General features: G+C 63.9%; 15 protein-coding genes. 9 read left to right on the top strand and 6 right to left on the bottom strand.

Going from position 1 to position 13,683, the window contains the following annotated elements; translation table 11 throughout:
- Positions 1-26: 26 nt before the first annotated feature.
- Complete coding sequence (locus tag V1278_RS26405) at positions 27-719, bottom strand: HAD hydrolase-like protein (protein ID WP_334368183.1); 693 nt, start codon at positions 717-719, stop codon at positions 27-29.
- Positions 720-880: 161 nt separating this feature from the next.
- Between V1278_RS26405 and rpiA the strand changes: the two genes are divergently transcribed.
- The 4 genes from rpiA (at position 881) to V1278_RS26385 (ending at position 4,572) form a co-directional block, all read left to right on the top strand.
- Positions 881-1,579 (top strand): ribose-5-phosphate isomerase RpiA, encoded by a 699-nt coding sequence (rpiA, locus tag V1278_RS26400; RefSeq protein ID WP_334368184.1) that lies wholly within the window; start codon positions 881-883, stop codon positions 1,577-1,579.
- A 24-nt stretch (positions 1,580-1,603) separates the two neighbouring features.
- Positions 1,604-2,149, top strand: coding sequence for a DUF2059 domain-containing protein (locus V1278_RS26395; RefSeq protein ID WP_334368185.1), 546 nt, complete (start codon positions 1,604-1,606; stop codon positions 2,147-2,149).
- Positions 2,150-2,266: 117 nt separating this feature from the next.
- A complete protein-coding gene (gene gor, locus V1278_RS26390) occupies positions 2,267-3,652 on the top strand; it encodes a glutathione-disulfide reductase (protein WP_334368186.1) in 1,386 nt (461 codons plus the stop codon).
- A gap of 68 nt (positions 3,653-3,720) precedes the next feature.
- A complete protein-coding gene (locus tag V1278_RS26385) occupies positions 3,721-4,572 on the top strand; it encodes a 3-hydroxybutyryl-CoA dehydrogenase (protein WP_334368187.1) in 852 nt (283 codons plus the stop codon).
- Between the two features lie 85 nt (positions 4,573-4,657).
- Here V1278_RS26385 and V1278_RS26380 read toward each other — a convergent pair whose 3' ends face one another.
- Positions 4,658-5,734 (bottom strand): flavodoxin family protein, encoded by a 1,077-nt coding sequence (locus V1278_RS26380; protein ID WP_334382712.1) that lies wholly within the window; start codon positions 5,732-5,734, stop codon positions 4,658-4,660.
- 80 nt (positions 5,735-5,814) lie between these two features.
- Entirely contained in the window at positions 5,815-6,405 is a 591-nt protein-coding gene (locus V1278_RS26375) for a cysteine hydrolase family protein (RefSeq protein ID WP_334368189.1), read from the bottom strand.
- Positions 6,406-6,595: 190 nt separating this feature from the next.
- Here V1278_RS26375 and V1278_RS26370 point away from each other — a divergent pair, with 190 nt between their 5' ends.
- Complete coding sequence (locus V1278_RS26370; RefSeq protein WP_334368191.1) at positions 6,596-6,808, top strand: hypothetical protein; 213 nt, start codon at positions 6,596-6,598, stop codon at positions 6,806-6,808.
- 67 nt (positions 6,809-6,875) lie between these two features.
- Positions 6,876-7,139, top strand: a complete 264-nt coding sequence (locus V1278_RS26365) for a hypothetical protein (RefSeq protein WP_334368192.1) — start codon at positions 6,876-6,878, stop codon at positions 7,137-7,139.
- Between the two features lie 7 nt (positions 7,140-7,146).
- Here V1278_RS26365 and V1278_RS26360 read toward each other — a convergent pair whose 3' ends face one another.
- Positions 7,147-8,013 (bottom strand): alpha/beta hydrolase family protein, encoded by an 867-nt coding sequence (locus V1278_RS26360; protein ID WP_334384262.1) that lies wholly within the window; start codon positions 8,011-8,013, stop codon positions 7,147-7,149.
- Positions 8,014-8,300: 287 nt separating this feature from the next.
- Between V1278_RS26360 and V1278_RS26355 the strand changes: the two genes are divergently transcribed.
- The 3 genes from V1278_RS26355 (at position 8,301) to V1278_RS26345 (ending at position 11,940) form a co-directional block, all read left to right on the top strand.
- Complete coding sequence (locus V1278_RS26355) at positions 8,301-9,689, top strand: class II 3-deoxy-7-phosphoheptulonate synthase (RefSeq protein WP_334368193.1); 1,389 nt, start codon at positions 8,301-8,303, stop codon at positions 9,687-9,689.
- Position 9,690: 1 nt separating this feature from the next.
- Positions 9,691-10,044 carry a diacylglycerol kinase gene (locus V1278_RS26350; protein WP_334382711.1) on the top strand — a complete coding sequence of 118 codons (354 nt, stop codon included), beginning with the start codon at positions 9,691-9,693 and terminating at the stop codon, positions 10,042-10,044.
- A gap of 147 nt (positions 10,045-10,191) precedes the next feature.
- Positions 10,192-11,940 (top strand): NAD+ synthase, encoded by a 1,749-nt coding sequence (locus tag V1278_RS26345; protein WP_334382710.1) that lies wholly within the window; start codon positions 10,192-10,194, stop codon positions 11,938-11,940.
- Positions 11,941-11,950: 10 nt separating this feature from the next.
- Here the strand turns inward: V1278_RS26345 and V1278_RS26340 are convergent, their stop codons facing one another.
- Both V1278_RS26340 and V1278_RS26335 read right to left on the bottom strand, forming a co-directional pair.
- Positions 11,951-13,123, bottom strand: coding sequence for a DUF2865 domain-containing protein (locus V1278_RS26340; RefSeq protein ID WP_334382709.1), 1,173 nt, complete (start codon positions 13,121-13,123; stop codon positions 11,951-11,953).
- A 170-nt stretch (positions 13,124-13,293) separates the two neighbouring features.
- Entirely contained in the window at positions 13,294-13,602 is a 309-nt protein-coding gene (locus tag V1278_RS26335; protein ID WP_334382708.1) for a hypothetical protein, read from the bottom strand.
- Positions 13,603-13,683: the final 81 nt, after the last annotated feature.

Here is a 13,683-nt window from a genome sequence, read left to right as displayed (position 1 = left end):
ATGGCGATCAAATAATAACTGTAAGATCAAACAGTTAAATCTGTAAAGCGGCCGCTGAGCCCATCCACGGCGGCCGGTAATTCGCGCATATGCCCGATCAGCCGGTCGGGCCCAAGCTGGGCGATCGGAACGTCGGTGTAGCCGAATTCGACGCCAATCACGGGAACGCCGGCCCGCCTGGCGACGCCGACGTCAGGTCCCGCGTCACCCACCATGATGGTCGCGCCGATATCCCCGCCAGCGCGCGCCACCGTTTGCCGCAGGATCACGGGGTCGGGCTTGGCGACGCCGAACGTGTCGGCGCCGCAGATCGCGGCGAACCGTCCGCTCAGGCCCAGTTCGTCGAGCAGCCGCTTCGACAGCCATTCCAGCTTGTTGGTGCAGACCGCAAAACGACAGCCCTGCGCCTCGAGATCGTCGAGCGCGGCCTCCAGCCCCTCGAAGGGGCGCGATTCGACGGCGATATGGGCGCCGTAATAATCGACAAAATCCCTGGTGAGCCGGTCGATGTCGCCAGTGCTTGTCGCACGGCCTGCCAGCTCCAGCCCCCGTTCGATCATCTTGCGGGCGCCTGCGCCGATCATGTTGCGCGCGGCACGCAGCGGCAGCGGCGGCAATCCTTCGCGATCGAGCACGAAATTGAGGGCGGCGATCAAGTCGGGCGCGGTGTCGACCAGCGTGCCGTCGAGGTCGAAGACAACAGTGCGGGGAAGGCTCATCCGGAATTCGCTAGCGGCAGGCGGGCCTTCATGCAAGTGCAGCCCCGACACAGCGAACAACCTATTTCTGGCAATTTAGACGGGCCACGGCGCTGTTCCCAAGGCCAAAACGACGCTAGACATGCGCCCGCGGATCGGCGGATCTGGGGAGCATCGTCAACGTGGATATGGACCAACTTAAACGGCAAGCGGCGGCACGGGCGCTGGAGCATGTGCAGGATGGCATGAAGCTCGGGCTCGGGACCGGCTCGACCGCCAAGCATTTTGTCGAACTGCTCGGCGAGAGGGTTGCCGGCGGGATAAAGGTGATCGGCGTGCCGACCTCGGAAGCGACCCGCGCCCAGGCCGAGGCCTGCAAAATTCCGCTGACCACGCTCGATGAAGTCGACCGGCTCGACCTCACCGTCGATGGTGCCGACGAGCTAGATCCCGCCCTCAACCTGATCAAGGGCGGCGGTGGGGCGCTGCTCCGGGAGAAGATCGTGGCGGCGGCGTCCGATCGCATGATCGTGATTGCCGACGATACCAAATGGGTCGATGTTCTCGGCCGCTTCCCCCTACCTGTAGAGGTGATTCCGTTCGGGCTGGCCGCCACCCAGCGGGCCATGGCCGCGGCATTTGCCCAAAGCGGCGTTTCCGGGCAAATGAGGCTCCGCAAGGGCAAGGACGGCCACGTTTTTGTCACCGATGGCGGCCACTGGATTGTCGATGCCCATCTCGGGCGCATCGCCGATGCGCCGCGTCTGGCGGGCCTGTTGAGCCTGATCCCGGGTGTCGTCGAACACGGGTTGTTCATTGGCTTGGCCAGCACCGCCGTCCTGGCAGGTGCCCAGGGAATTCGCGTAGTTGAGCGGCGGTAACGCCGGTAATCGAGGAGAATTGGAATGAAGAGGGTTTCACGGATTTTGTCGGCGGCCGGCCTTGCGGTGGGGCTGGCCCTGACCGGCGCTCCGGCCGGCGCGCAGCAGAAGAACGCGCCCGCGGCGCCTGCGACCGCGCCACTCAAGCCCGGTTCACCGGCGGCGATCGCCGCCGCCAAGGAAATCCTGGCGATGAAGAATGCGGCCGCGATGTACGCCAACGCCGTTCCCAATCTCGTCGAGCAGACCAAGAACGTGCTGATGCAGAGCAATCTGAACTATCAGAAGGATCTCAACGAGGTCGCCGTGATCGTGGCCAAGAATCTGGCCGGCCGCGAAAAGGAGATCGGCGAAGGCATGGCGCAGGTCTACGCCAATGAGTTCACCGAGCAGGAGTTGAAGGACCTCGTGACCTTCTACAAGTCGCCGCTCGGCCAGAAGCTGCTCGCGAACGAGCCCCGCGCCATTCAGTTCAGCATGTCCTATATGAACCAGTGGGCACAGCAATTTGCTGAAGTCATCAACGGCCAGTTCCGCGCCGAGATGAAGAAGCGCGGCAAGGATATCTGATCTTCAAGCGAAGCATGCCCTCGGACTTGATCCGAGGGTGGACTTCCGGTTCGCATGAAGAAAACGCGTCAAATACAGATATAAGAGAGCAAACGGGCGACTTCGGGCGGGGTTGAGATGGCAAAGTTCGACGTCGATCTGTTCGTCATCGGTGGTGGTTCGGGCGGCGTTCGCGCCGCCCGCATCGCTGCTGGCCATGGCGCAAAGGTCATGGTTGCCGAAGAATACCGGATGGGCGGCACCTGCGTGATCCGCGGCTGCGTGCCGAAAAAGCTGTTCGTGCTCGGCTCGCATGTCCGCCACGAGATCGAGGACGCAAAAGGCTTCGGCTGGACCATTCCCGAATTCTCCTTTGATTGGCCGACGCTGGTCGCCAACAAGGATAAGGAGATCGCCCGCCTCGAAGGCATCTACGCCGCCAATGTCGAGAAATCAGGCGCGAGCATCGTCAAGACGCGCGCGGTGCTGGAAGACGCCCACACGCTGCGCCTGTTGACCGGCGAAACGGTCACCGCAAAATACATCCTGATCGCGACCGGCGGCGCGCCCAACCATGGGCGGGAGATCCCCGGCATCGAGCACGTGATTTCCTCCAACGAGGCGTTTCACCTCACGGAATTGCCGAAGCGCATCGTGATCCAGGGCGGCGGCTATATCGCGCTGGAATTCGCCGGCATCTTTGCCGGCTTCGGCTCCGACGTGACCGTGATCTATCGCGGCGACAATATTCTGCGCGGTTTCGATGAGGACGTCCGCAAGCACGTGCGCGCCGAGATGGAGAAGCAGGGGATTACGATCATCACCGGCTGCACCATCGATAAAGTGGACAAGCACGGCAACGAATACACCACGCATCTATCCAGCGGTTCGAGCGTCGCCTCGGAGAAGGTGATGTTCGCGATCGGCCGCCACCCGAACGTCGCCAATCTCGGGCTCGAGAAGGCCGGCGTCGCCATCAACCCAGCCAATGGCGGCATTGCCGTCGACGAGTGGTCGAAGACGTCGGTCGACAACATCTATGCGATCGGCGACGTCACCCATCGCCTCAATCTGACGCCGGTCGCGATCCGAGAGGGCCATGCCTTCGCCGACACCGTGTTCGGCAAGCGGCCGGTAGCAGTCGACCACGCCACCATTCCGACGGCGGTGTTCTCGCAGCCCGAGGTCGGCACCGTCGGCCTGACCGAAGCGCAGGCACGCGCGCAAGTGAGCCATGTCGACATCTACAAGGCCGATTTCCGTCCGATAAAGGCTACGATGTCCGGCCGCGACACCCGCGTGCTGATGAAGCTCGTGGTCGACGGCACGACGGATCGCGTGCTGGGCTGTCACATCGTCGGCGACACCGCCGCCGAGATCGTCCAGGCGGTCGCGATTGCAGTAAAGATGAAAGCCACCAAGGCCGATTTCGACGCGACGATCGCGCTGCATCCGACGGCGGCCGAAGAATTGGTAACGATGCGGACGCCGACGGCACGGTATGTGCGGCAGGCGGCGGAGTAGGTTTCGCAACATCCGCCGCATTCTGATAACGACGTCATTCAGTATTCAAGAACAGAGGTAGGCGAATAATGATTGAGCAGATCGGTATCGTAGGCGCAGGCACGATGGGCAACGGGATCGCGCAGGTGTGTGCGGCGGCGGGCCTTCCGGTGGTCATGACCGATATTTCCGATGCAGCGCTTACCCGCGGCATGTCTGTGGTCGCCAACAGCCTGGAGCGCCTCGTCAACAAGCAGAAGATGACTGACGCCGACCGGCAGGCGGCGCTGGCGCGCATTACGACGACCACGGACACGGCGAAGTTTTCCACCTGCGATCTCGTGATCGAGGCGGCGACCGAGAATGAGGACCTGAAGATGAAAATCCTGAAGGACCTTTGCCCAAAACTGCGGCCGCAGGCGCTGCTCGCGACCAACACGTCCTCGATCTCGATCACGAAACTCGCGGCGGCGACCGACCGGCCGGACCGCTTCATCGGCATGCACTTCTTCAATCCGGTGCCGCTGATGGCGCTGTTGGAATTGATCCGGGGTTTGCAGACCTCCGACGATACCCATGCCAAGGCGGAAGCCTTTGCAAAGCGGATCGGCAAGGTCTCGATCACGGCAAAGAACAGCCCGGGTTTTGCGGTCAACCGCATCCTCTGCCCGATGATCAACGAGGCGATCTTTGCGCTGCAGGAGGGGCTGGCGACCGCGGAAGACCTCGACGCCGGCATGAAGCTCGGCTGCAACCATCCGATCGGCCCGCTGGCGCTCGCCGACATGATCGGCCTCGACACCATGCTGTCGGTGATGGAGGTGTTCTACCAGGGCTTCAACGATCCGAAATACCGCCCCGCGCCGCTCTTGAAGGAAATGGTCGCCGCCGGTCATCTCGGCCGCAAGACCGGGCAGGGGTTTTATAGTTACGGGAAGTAGGGGAGCGACAGCATCTAGGATGGGTATCGCTTCCGCCTTCGCTGGCGACCTACGGCGGACAAGTCGCTCCACCCATCCGACGAAGTCATTTCGGATTCGGATCGGCAAGACCCTTCGCCGGATTCTCGAATTTGCCTTCACGCGCCAGCCTCACCGCATTCCCCAGCGCGCGTGCCGCGTTGCGCACCTCCTCCTGAAATTCCCGGTCCTCGTCGAGTGCCTGGTGCGAGGTGGCGTAGGGCTCCATGTAGCCGATGTAGCCCTCGGCTTCGGCGGTGCGGCCAGCCGAGATTAACGACATGTCGGTTAGCCAGTCTGAAAGCGAGCGGCGCAGCGTCTCCGTGCCCGCGCTGTCACCGTGCACGACGAGGCCGAAATGCCGGCCGGCCAGATGGCGCGGATAGGACCATCCCTTCAGTTCGAGCGCCTTGGCCTGGTCGGCATGCTTGCCGTGCGTCGAGGTCGGATCGGGATTGCCGCCATCGGCGCAGACCAGGCGATCCATCATCGCCTTCAGCGGCGTCGGCGCGTGATACCAGTTCACCGGCGCCACGATCAGGATGCCGTGCGCGGCCACCCAGAGCGGATAAATTTCGTTCATCCAGTCGTCGGTCTGGCCGAGCGAATAGTTCGGATAGCAACTGCAGGGCCAGTGGCAGAGCGGCATCGCGGTGGCGACGCAGGATTTGCAGGGATGAATCTGCCGGCCATATTCCGACGTTAGCCGCGAGAGATCCAGAATGTCGACCGCACATCCCATTTCGACCAGCACCGGCTCGGCGAGCTTGACCAGCCGCCACGTCTTGGACGCCTCGCCGGGGCAGGTATGCTCGCTTCGCGCCGAGCCGTTGATGACGAGGATGCGCGGCTGCGCAGCGGTATCGTCGTGGCGCCGCTGCGCTTCGAGAATAGCCTCGCGTGCGGCCAGCCAGTCCACCGCGATTTCGTACTCGGGATCGGCGAAGCCCGCGCCCGCCTTGCGCGTCAGCGGGGCTTTGCGGGAATGACTATAGGCGTCCCATGCCGCCGCGACGACGGCGTCGAGCTTGCGATGCAGCGGCTGGAAGACCGGATCGACAAAGCGGCCGCGATAGCGCCTCTCGAATTCCTCGCGCGGCAATTTGACGGGCGGCATTTCCTTGCGAACATCCGGCGCCGCCATGGATCGATCCTTTCGCGCGATGATGGCTGCCGTGTCAACGTTGCAGCCGGAGCGGCGGTTCCGGGGGCTGGCCGGAGCATCTAGTCCGGACGCCACATGTCGAACAGTTCCGCGGCGCTGACCAGCTCGATCTGCTCGTTGAACCGCGTCCGGTACATAGTCATCAGCGCATCATGGCCGGTGTCCGAGGAACTACACAGCGCATCCTGCACGATGACGACGCGAAAGCCGAGATCGACCGCGCCGAGCACCGTAGCAAGCACGCAGACATCAGTCTCCGCGCCTGACACCACCACTGTGCCGACATGCCGCTCGACCAGCAGATGACCGAGCCGCGATCCGAAGAACGCCGAATAGGCGGGCTTGTCGACGACCAGAGCCGGCGGTGAATATCGTGCTAGCGCCGGCACGATGTCGAGCGCGCCGGGCGCGAGATCGCCGCGCGTCGCGCGCTCCCATTTGGTGAAGTAGACGCGCCACTGGCCGCGACGGTCTTCCGGCCGCTCGGGTGTAATGAAGCGCGTGAATACCGTCCGCTCCCGATATCGTGCGGCGATCTGCGAGATCACCGGCAATACCTTTTCCATCCATGGAGTTTCCCACACGCCGCCCCTGGCGAAGATGTTCTGCATATCGATGCACAGATGTGCGGCGTCGCGAATTCCTTCCATGAGTGGCCTCTCGCCTCATTGAGAAGGCTAATTCGGAAAATGGGAGCTGGTTTCAACAGCCGGCCGGGAACGTCCGGCCGTGCCAGGTGCGCGTAACGTCGCGACCGAGGCTCGGCGGCGGAGGGTGAACGGAACTCCCGCCTTTGTGCCACGTTGCATTCATGGTTGATGACGCGTGGACGGAAAGGCCATGGCTTACTTTTCCAGAGGATATGACGCGGTCGAGCGGAGCGGCAAGATACTGGCGGATGTCGTATGTGCCCTGCTCCTGTTGGGCTTCGCAATTGCGTACTTCGGCTGGCTAGGCGGCGCGGTTGCGTTTCTCATCGTTGAAGGCGGGCTGCTGGCGGTCGAATACGTCTTGCCCGGCGACGACGGTGATGCGGCCGCCGTGGTGAGGTGAGCGCCGGCCGCCACGCGCATGCGCGGTCTCAACGCCGATGGCCGTCCCTGTGTAGAGGGTATTATTCATGCCCGTGAAGGTCGATGCCGACGATCTGACAGCAACGGTGCGCTACGCGTTGGAGACCACGCGCGCCACGGCAGCATGCCCTTTCCATTGGGATGTGATTGTTCGCGTCGGCGATGACGCCGCTGAGAGTCATGCTTTCGAGCGCGCAAGAAAAATTGTCAGGAGCGATGGCACCCATTGGCCGGTGCAAGCTGTCAGGAGCGAGTTCGCGCGTCAGCTTGGCGAGGCCGCGGACGGCCAATGTCCCCGGTGCGCGGGCTGATCGCAAGTTACGCGCGGACCTCCGCCTGGATCCATTCCGCGGCCCCGCGCCACAGCGTGTCGCGATGCTCGGGCCGGAAAAATCCCATATGCCCGATCTTGCTCACGCCAGTATCCGCAGGCCTCACCGTGATGATCTCAGGCGCAGTCGAGGTAAATCCCGAACACAACAATTCGACCGCCGGCGGCGTTGCCCAGGGATCGTCGGACATGCAGAGTGCACGCAGCGCGCCCTGGTATTTCGGGAAATTCTGCACGGCTTCGAGCCTGGCATCGTCGAACAGATAGCGCGGGCTCATCACCCAGCCGACCCATTGCAAAAATGCATCCTTCGGCAGATCCATGCCGAGGCCGGCCTTGCCGGGCATGTAGCCGAGCGCGCGGGTCAACGGAGCGCCGAAAAAATTGAGCAGGGCATAGACGCGGTAGCGCTCCGGCGCCGTCATCAGTTTCCAGTAGCCGGCTTGCGCGGCGATCAGGAGTGCACGCGAAATCTCCGAATTGTTCGGCAACAGGCCGAGCGCCTGGCCGCCGAACGAATGCCCGACATAGGCGAAGGGCAGCGCCTTGTAACGCTCCCGCATCCAGGCGACCGCCGCGGTGATGTCCTGGGCTGCCCAGTCCGACATCGAGGCCTTGAAGCCGACCAGCGATTTTGGCCTGATGGAGCCGGTTAGCGCCTGCGGCCTCGAGTCGCCGGTGCCGCGATAGTCGTAGGTCAGAACCGCGCAGCCGCGGTGGGCGAGGTAACTGGCAAAGCCCCGGTAGAGCTTGCGGGGAACGGCGGTCGCTGAATTGACCAGGACCGCATGGCGTTTGGCCCCGCGGGGCAGAAACAGCGTCGCGGCAAGGGGATATCCATCCGTCGCGGGCATCGTGATGTCGTCGCTAAATATGTCGTCCAGCCCCGGCTCGGCCACCGTGTTCTCCTGCCAGCTTTGCGAGCGGCCATAACAAATGCGAATTCGGATTTCGCCGCAAGAGCTTGTCAGGACTACCGGAAATCTAACTGGCGGTCGGCCCGCGGCCTGTGTATAACCCGGCCTTCGTAACCTTCGACCCGGCTCAGCCGCGAGGCTTCGCCTTGGTCTTCCCGACTTTGGTCGCGCCGAAGTTTTAACGAAGGCGGATAAGTTGCGGTTTTTGCTCAGGAGTTAACGTCATGTCCGAGCGGTGGACGCCCGATAGCTGGCGCACCAAGCCGGTGCTGCAGGTCCCCGATTATCCCGATGCCAAGGCATTGGCCGACGTCGAGGCGCAGCTTGCGACGTTTCCGCCGCTGGTGTTCGCCGGCGAGGCCCGTAACCTGAGGAAGGCGCTCGCCCGCGTCGCGGCCGGCGAGGCCTTCCTGCTGCAGGGCGGCGATTGCGCCGAGAGCTTTGCCGAGCACGGCGCCAACAACATCCGCGACTTCTTCCGCGTGCTGCTGCAGATGGCCGTGGTCCTGACCTATGCCGGCGCGCTGCCGGTAGTGAAGGTCGGCCGCATCGCCGGGCAGTTCGCAAAGCCGCGCTCGTCGAACATGGAAAAGGTTGGCGGCGTCGAGCTACCGAGCTACCGCGGCGACATCATCAACGATATCGCCTTCACCCCGGAAGCGCGCATCCCCGATCCGCAGCGCCAGTTGATGGCGTACCGGCAGTCGGCGGCGACGCTGAACCTGCTCCGCGCATTCGCGACCGGCGGCTTCGCCAATCTCGGCAGCGTGCACCAGTGGATGCTGGGCTTCCTCAAGGACTCCCCGCAGTCACGCCGGTACAAGGAACTGGCGGATCGAATTTCCGACGCGCTGAACTTTATGCGCGCCTGTGGGCTGGATCTCGAAAGCCATCCCGAACTGCGCGCCACCGATTTCTACACGAGCCACGAGGCGCTGCTGCTCGGCTACGAGCAGGCGCTGACCCGGGTGGATTCCACCACCGGCGACTGGTACGCGACGTCAGGCCACATGATCTGGATCGGCGACCGCACCCGCCAGCTCGACCACGGCCATGTCGAATATTTCCGCGGCATCAAGAACCCGATCGGCCTGAAATGCGGCCCCTCGCTGAAGCCGGATGAGTTGCTCAAGCTGATCGACATCCTCAATCCCGACAACGAGCCGGGACGGCTGACGCTGATCAACCGTTTCGGCTCCGACAAGGTCGGCGATCATCTCGCGCCGCTGATCCGCGCCGTGCAGCGGGAAGGGCGGGTTGTGGTCTGGTCTTGCGATCCCATGCACGGCAACACCATTACCTCGACATCAGGCTACAAGACCCGTCCGTTTGACCGGGTGCTCTCGGAGGTGAAGTCGTTCTTCGCGATCCACGCCGCCGAAGGCACCCATGCCGGCGGCGTGCATCTGGAGATGACCGGACAGGACGTCACCGAATGCATCGGCGGCGCGCGCGCCATCACCGACGAGGACCTCAACGACCGCTACCACACGGTCTGCGATCCCCGCCTCAACGCCGAACAGTCGATCGATATGGCTTTCCTGATTGCCGAACTGCTGAAGCAGGAACGCGCCGGGAAAGCTCAGCCGATGCCGGCCGCAGCGGGACTTTGATTTGCTGCGACTCTGGCGGGCCACGATCAACACGCGTAACGGCCTCGCTTTTGCGATCCGCTCGGAGCAGGCCGTCCGCGAGGAACTGTTCGCATTGGCGCTGTCGGTACCGCTGGCCTGGCTGATCGGTGCGACCACGATGCGCTGCGTGGAACTGGTCGCGGCCGTCGCCTTTGTCCTGGTGGTCGAGCTGCTCAACACCGCGATCGAAAAGCTCGCCGACCGCCTGACCACCGATCACGATCCGAAGATCGGCCAGGTCAAGGATATGGGGTCGGCGGCGGTCGGCGTGGCGCTGTTGATGGCCGGCCTGTTCTGGCTGTTCGCCCTCGCGGAACGCATGGGCGCTATTTAGATATGCGGTTCTGATCGGGATCAGAACTGCATATCTAAGTTTTTGTTTTGACGCGTTTTCTTCGCGCGAACCGGTATCCCCTTCGCTCGAAAACGCTATCAAAGCGAGCAATTGCAGTTTGCTCTTGTGCAAGGCACCATCGCTCCCATGACCGACACCTTTACGATCACGCTGGCGCAGTTGAACCCGACGGTCGGCGACGTGCCAGGCAACGCCGCCAAGGCCCGCGCGGCGCGCGACAAGGCTGCGGCCGATGGCGCCGACCTCCTGCTGCTGCCCGAATTGTTCATCTGCGGCTATCCGCCGGAAGACCTTGTACTGAAGCCAGCCTTTCAGGCCGCCTGCCGCGCCGCGGTCGAAGAGCTGGCGCGCGAAACCGCGGGCGGGGGACCGGCTGTTCTAATCGGCACGCCGTGGGTCGAGGACGGCAAGCTCTATAACGCCTGCGCGCTGCTCGATCAGGGCCGCATCGCCGCGTTGCGCTTCAAGGCGAACCTGCCGAACTACGGCGTGTTCGATGAAAAGCGGCTGTTCGCGCGCGGTCCGGCCGCCGGGCCGGTGACGGTCCGCGGCATCCGCGTCGGCGTCCCCATCTGCGAGGACATCTGGCTCGAAGAGTCCGAGGAATACGAGAACGTCGTCGAGTGCCTCGCCGAGACCGGCGCGGAAATTCTCGTGGTGCCTAACGGCTCGCCCTACGCGCGCGACAAGAACGACCTCCGGCTGTCGATTGCGGTCGCCCGCGTCACCGAGAGCGGGCTGCCGCTGGTCTATCTCAATCAGATCGGCGGGCAGGACGAACTGGTGTTCGATGGCGCGTCGTTCGCGCTCAACGCCGATCTGTCGGTGGCCGCGCAACTGCCCGCGTTCGAAGAAAGCATCGTCACGCTGAGCTGGACCAAGGGCACCGAGGGCTGGCGCTGCTCGGGCCCCGTAATGCCGCTGCTCGAGGGCGACAAGGGCGATTACGCCGCCTGCGTGCTGGGCCTGCGCGACTACGTCCGCAAGAACGGCTTTCCGGGCGTCTTGCTCGGCATCTCCGGCGGCATCGATTCCGCGCTGTGCGCGGCCATCGCTGTCGATGCGCTCGGCGCCGATGAGGTCCGCGGCGTGATGCTGCCGTTCCGCTTCACCGCGCAGGTGTCGCTCGACGATGCCGCGAAACTCGCCAAAGCACTTGGCATCCGCTACGAGGTGCTGCCGATTGCCGATGCGGTGAACGGCTTCGAGAAAATCCTCTCCGGACCATTTGCCGGCCTGCCGCGCGATATCACCGAAGAGAATTTGCAGGCGCGCACCCGCGGCACGCTCTTGATGGCCATTTCCAACAAGACCGGCGCGATGGTGGTGACGACAGGCAACAAGTCGGAAATGTCGGTCGGCTACGCCACGCTCTATGGCGACATGAACGGCGGCTTCAATCCGATCAAGGACATCTACAAGACCGAAGTGTTCCGGCTATCGAGTCTGCGCAACGAGTGGAAGCCGGACGGCGCGCTCGGGCCGTCGGGCGAGGTGATCCCGGTCAACATCATCACGCGCCCGCCGACGGCGGAGCTGCGCGAGAACCAGACCGACCAGGATTCACTGCCGCCCTACGAGATGCTGGACGGCATACTGGAGCGTCTGGTCGAGCGCGAGGAGCCGCTGGCCACGATCATCGCGGCCGGTTTCCCGGCTGATATGGTGACGCGGATCGATCGCCTGCTCAACATCGCCGAATACAAGCGGCGGCAGGCTGCGCCCGGCGTCAAGGTGACCGAAAAGAACTTTGGCCGGGACCGCCGCTATCCCATCACCAACCGCTTCCGCGACAACGGCAAGGCGCTGCCCGCGCCCGACGAAAAACTGGTCGCCCGCGCCGGCCGCGCCTCGGCGGATGCATTCGAAGGGTAGGGCGTTTCGCCTACTGCTTCGGCGGGATGAAGGTCGGGCCGACGGTGCGGATCGGCTTGTCCTTGTCGTTGGTCGGGGCCGCCGTGTCAGCCGGAGCCGTCGCCGGTGCAGGCGCGGCGGCGGTGGTGCCTGCGGGCGCGGCACCCTTCTTGGGCGGCGGCGCGCCTTTCGACTGCCCGCGCTGCTGCATCCGCCTCGCACTTTCCTCGGTGACGATGATGTCGCCCTGCTGTTCGACCGCCGCCCTGTCATCGACGGACTTCAGCGCTTCGGACCAGGTCTGGCCCGCAGGCTTGCACGAGCAGGATGCGTTGAACTCGGTGCGGAATTTGAACGCGTTAGGCAGCGATGAATATGGCTGGCCGTTGATCGAGACCGCCTGGTTGATGTCTTCGCCGGGATTGCGGTAGGCGAACAGGTTCGCCTCCGCCGCCGGGCACAGCGCTTTGCAGGTCCGCTCATCGTCCTGGAATCGGGCCTGCACGGTGGCGAACGAGACCGGGAAATAGGCGCCGTCGCAGGTGCGGACGCAGACGGTGCGGTAGGTGCCGGATGGCGCGCCGAGATCGGCGCTCGGCGGCGGCAGCGTGTTGTTGTTGTTGCCGAACAGGCTGTCGATGAAGTTGCCAGGGCCGCGCGCGGCAGCGGCATATTGCGGGCCGCAATTGTTCTGCGCGAGCGCCACCAGCACCGAGCGGCGCTGGTTTTCGCGGTCAGCGCCGCCGATGCCGCCGCTGCGCAGGCGCTCCAGGCTGGTGGTGATCTGGTCGAGGTTGGCGCGCATCTGCTGAATCTGGTTGTTCACCGGGCCGCACTGGGCGGAACGACCGTTGAACAGCGAGAAGAAGCCCGAGCTGTCGCAGCCCATGCGCTTGGCTTGCAGCGTGACCCGGTCGAACTCGGCCTGCTGCTTGGACTCGGCTTCCTGATAGCGGCGGATCTGTTCATCCTTGGCGGGGTCACCGGTGCCCGCGCCGCGGTCGATCGTCGCCAATTGTCCTTCGAGCCGGATGCAGATCGGATTGGCCTGCGCGCCCTGTTGGGGCGGGGCATCCTGGTTCATCTGCGCCATGGCGTCTTGGTTCGTCTGCGCCAAAGCGGGTGCGTCCGGGGCGGCGATGCCGAGCAGGATGGCGCAGGTCGAAATTCGAAGGGAGAGGGAAGCGTTGCGAATTTTCAGCATATCCGGCCATTGAGAGCTGATCCGCGCGGCTCAAAAAGCCTGATGACGCGGCCAAGGCGGCGTTCTGCGGCCAAGGCCGCATCCAATAGCTGCTTCTCGGGGCAGCGTCACGTCGTTTCCGGGGCGCGGGTGTGGCAAACCGGCCCTTAAAATCGCAGGATTAGGTCTGTTTAGCGCTGGCAGGTAATGGCGACGTATTCGCCGCACGCCGGGCCTGAGCACTTGTTGCCGCCGCCGATCGGAACCGCGCTAGTGACCTCGTCGGGCTCGACGCGACGATAGGCGGTGGCCTGCGCAAATTCCCGTGACTGACAATAGGAGCGGGCGGCGTGGGCGCCACATTTGTCGCCTCTGGCGAGGCACTCGTCCACGCCGTAACCATCGGCCTGGTTGGCCACGATGAAGACGCGGCTGTCGGCGGCAGCGGCCGAGGCGGCGAGCAGGAAGGCACAGGCAATGAGTGCGGAGGAAAGTCGCATGGATGGCACCGGCGGCGGGAAGAGACCGCCCTCAGAAATAGGCCCAAAGTGTTAATAATGATTAACCATGAGGGCCGAGGG

Origin of the sequence: Bradyrhizobium sp. AZCC 1577 (assembly GCF_036924575.1) — a bacterium.
Classification (GTDB): domain Bacteria; phylum Pseudomonadota; class Alphaproteobacteria; order Rhizobiales; family Xanthobacteraceae; genus Bradyrhizobium.
This window is presented reverse-complemented; position numbering and strand designations above follow the sequence as displayed.